The following is a 3689-nucleotide window of genomic DNA, read 5'->3' as shown; positions in this document are numbered from 1 at the left end:
GGGTATCGCTTCTTTTCATTAATATTTAATTTTTATCAATAATTGAAAATACCTGAAACTACGTTATTTCAATAATCAACACAGTTTCAGGTACTATCTTTTGGTTTCCAATTATTCCGATTTAACCCAATCGGTAGGGTCTCTCTCGAAAGTTGAGGGAATTGTTTGCCCTCGTTTCCAATTATTCCGATTTAACCCAATCGGTAGGGGTTTGGAATGTTCTGAAACGCCCAATTTCTTAATCTGTTTCCAATTATTCCGATTTAACCCAATCGGTAGGGGAGTGTGGAAACGGTGGTGAAAACACCACTAAATTGAAGTTTCCAATTATTCCGATTTAACCCAATCGGTAGGGGTTTCGAACAGCAGGTTAAAACTTATCGTCAAATAAATGTTTCCAATTATTCCGATTTAACCCAATCGGTAGGGTGGTTTGCAGAATACTCAAATCAACGATGCTATTGCGTTTCCAATTATTCCGATTTAACCCAATCGGTAGGGCCTCAATTCTGCCCAGCAGAATAATACCACTTCTTCGTTTCCAATTATTCCGATTTAACCCAATCGGTAGGGTCAGTTTGCTTTCGCCTTGACCGCTGCCTTGATATTTCGTTTCCAATTATTCCGATTTAACCCAATCGGTAGGGTTTTGAAAGTCGAAAAGAAGGATCTCTCCTAGAGATCGTTTCCAATTATTCCGATTTAACCCAATCGGTAGGGGGACAGGGAGTCATCTCCTGCACCGCCTTCTGTTTCCAATTATTCCGATTTAACCCAATCGGTAGGGTTAGCCTTGCAGAATCCCTGCATAGTTGAGAACAGAAAAGTTTCCAATTATTCCGATTTAACCCAATCGGTAGGGGGACATAAACCAGTCTTCCTCTTCCTCAGGAAGTTTCCAATTATTCCGATTTAACCCAATCGGTAGGGTAAACCAGTCTTCCTCTTCCTCAGGAAGCTCTGCTGGCGTTTCCAATTATTCCGATTTAACCCAATCGGTAGGGCTTCCCAGAGTATAACTTCTGAGGAGGACATAAACCGTTTCCAATTATTCCGATTTAACCCAATCGGTAGGGGGAGTTTCGAGTCTCAAAAAATCGAGCTGGGAAAGTTTCCAATTATTCCGATTTAACCCAATCGGTAGGGACAGGATGGGATAAAATACGGTAACGTTATCTTAACGTTTCCAATTATTCCGATTTAACCCAATCGGTAGGGAGTTCGTCTAACAGCCCTGACCCAGTAAGGGTTTCAGACCGCAAATCGACACACGTCTAAAAAAGATTGTACACCCAGCCGAAAAATTAATCAAACACATACCTCAAACCCTTACACAGCAAGCCATCGACACACCTCAACGAAAGAATAGGGGTTTCGGCGATTTGGTGAGGTGTGTAGATAGTCATGTTACAAAAAACTCCTAAAATAGCCTCAAACCTAGATGACATAATAGTTTGGAGGTGGTTGGGGTGCTTCACCACCGATTATTAACACCCTCTCAACAGCTTCTTGGGATATCCAATAAAACCGCACACTATCCTCCGCCGGTTTAACTAACTTTCTCACATTTATATAAAGTTGTCGCATTTCCTCCAAACTCAAAAAACACTCAAACACAGAAAACTGAACTCTTCGCCCATAACCTTCTAGAAAATTGGATAACTTCGTGCGCCTTTTATCATCAGGCATATCATATACAACAACGACTAGCATTTAGCTAAATAGAAAGTATGAATTAATAAAACTATAACTTAGTTTACAGGTAATAAAGCGGTATGCACTTGAATGAGATACAGTCATAAGTCCCCTCCTCGCTTGCCTACCGTGTACACACAAGTCTTATCAAGATTAAATCGGCGGTTAGAAACCGCAACTACACAGGCAAAACCCACCTCCGTGGGTTAAAAATAAGTAGTTTTTCTTCAGTCCACGCAGGTGGACTTTGTTTGTGTAGCCGTGATTTCTAATCGCCAGGGCTTGTTTTGGGTAATCAGATCACTTGTGTGTACACCGTAGCCTCGCTTGCGGGGAGGGGGTTGGGGGTGGGGTTCTTGTATTTCACTTAACCAATAACCGCTATATAATACTATTTAACAAACAATATTGAAATTTTTGTTTTCAAGTTCCGTTATAGGGTTTAGCAATGCTAAACCCTACAGTATTTTCTGAAAAATCAGCGATTTTTAATTAATTTTAACACAAATTATGCAGGTCTTAAAAACGCTGTATAGGGAATGCCTGATAATAAACAGCGTTTATATCTTCTGACTTGTAATTGAATTGCATGACGGTATGTAACCTGAGATTGTAAATCAGGATGGGATGTTTCCTCATTCATTCTAGCTTCAAATTTTTGCAGAAAAATCCGCCGTGCTGATTGATTGAGATATACTCCTCCTGTACTATGTAAAATGTCGAAATCTTGGGGTTTAAACACAGAATTGTTAATGATTTTTAAAACCAAACTATCAACGATAACAGACCGAAATTCTTCCATTAAATCAAAAGCCAAATAGGACTTTTGTCTTTCTCCATAGTGAAAATTACCGATATATGGCGAAAGTCCTTCGGCGACAATAAAACTCATGACATTATTCAATAACAGCGTATAACCAAAACTTAAGAGAGAATTGATCGGGTCTGTAGGTGGTTGACGATTGCGGAGAGAAAATTGAAAATTGGGGTTAGTAATTAACTGTCCAAAAGCAGGAAAATATCTTGCGGCTGTAATGCCTTCATAACCGCGTAAAGAATCTAAATTATCAACTAATTCTAAAGATTCAATATCTTTGCTGATGCCATATATTGCCTGATCTACTGCTGCCATTTTGCGCTTGCGATTAAAGCGTATTAATAACTGCTTAGAGTTAGTTAATTTTCCATAAACGATTGCCCTTGATACTTGAAATTGAAAATAATCATCATCACGTCGCTGCATTTGGATGAGATGATTATCTATATTTGTAGATTCTTCACTGGCTAAATGTCCGTGATATTGACCCAGTTGATTGAGAAAAAGTACACCAATTTTTTCTTTTAAACAGGCATTAATTACTGGTGTAGAAAGTTGAATATTACCAAAAATCATGATTTGTTCGACTTCACGAATTGGTATTTCCAGTTTTGGTTTTTCGCTGACATGAATAATAAACCGGAGGTGGTCTTTATAGATACTTGTTCCTTGTTCGAGCAGATAAATTGCAGCCATTTCCTGATTCCAAATATTCTTTTGTAAAGGACTATTTTTGTCACCACCATCAATTTCCCTGTCTGTGGTGATATCTGTCTCCACTAAATAGGGTTGATGGAGAAATGCAATTTGGTGTTGTTCTTGTTTTAAAGTTCCTAGTTCTTCGTTTGTTTCTGTATCAAACTGCAAATTCTCAATTTGCGGTGCTAATTGGCGCGGAGGCGTTTTTTTTTACGTTGCTTTGATTGTGGTTGAGAAACTGAGTTATTTATAGGTTTGGTGCGGTTTGTATCAATGGGAAAAATCGCGTTATCTATAAATCCATGACCGAGAAAACAGAATCCATGCTCAAAATTAGTAATTCTAGTTTTTTCAGGATGTATTTCTAATCCCATCTCAGCTAATAAATTAGTGATCTCTGTCTTCGCTGCCAAAATCTCTGCTTGGGTACGTGCTAAAACCACAAAATCATCAGCATAACGCACGAGTTGTAAATTAC

Annotated in this window: 3 protein-coding genes and 1 CRISPR repeat array; all 3 genes read right to left on the bottom strand. The window is 38.7% G+C overall.

The annotated features are described in order from the left end of the window. Positions 1-103: 103 nt before the first annotated feature. A CRISPR array of direct repeats spans positions 104-1218; the repeat unit is 36 nt; unit sequence GTTTCCAATTATTCCGATTTAACCCAATCGGTAGGG. 219 nt (positions 1219-1437) lie between these two features. Beyond that, on the bottom strand, positions 1438-1713 hold the full coding sequence (gene cas2, locus VB711_RS26365) for a CRISPR-associated endonuclease Cas2 (protein WP_323289394.1): 276 nt from the start codon (positions 1711-1713) through the stop codon (positions 1438-1440). A 490-nt stretch (positions 1714-2203) separates the two neighbouring features. Beyond that, positions 2204-3379, bottom strand: a complete 1176-nt coding sequence (cas1, locus tag VB711_RS26360; protein ID WP_323289393.1) for a CRISPR-associated endonuclease Cas1 — start codon at positions 3377-3379, stop codon at positions 2204-2206. A 17-nt stretch (positions 3380-3396) separates the two neighbouring features. Further along, the coding region (locus tag VB711_RS26355; RefSeq protein WP_323289392.1) for a reverse transcriptase domain-containing protein at positions 3397-3689 on the bottom strand (293 nt) is incomplete at its 5' end.

Origin of the sequence: Cronbergia sp. UHCC 0137, assembly GCF_034932285.1 — a bacterium.
Classification (GTDB): domain Bacteria; phylum Cyanobacteriota; class Cyanobacteriia; order Cyanobacteriales; family Nostocaceae; genus Cronbergia.
The sequence above is the reverse complement of the archived record's forward strand: the minus strand, read 5'-3'. Positions and strand labels throughout refer to the sequence as shown.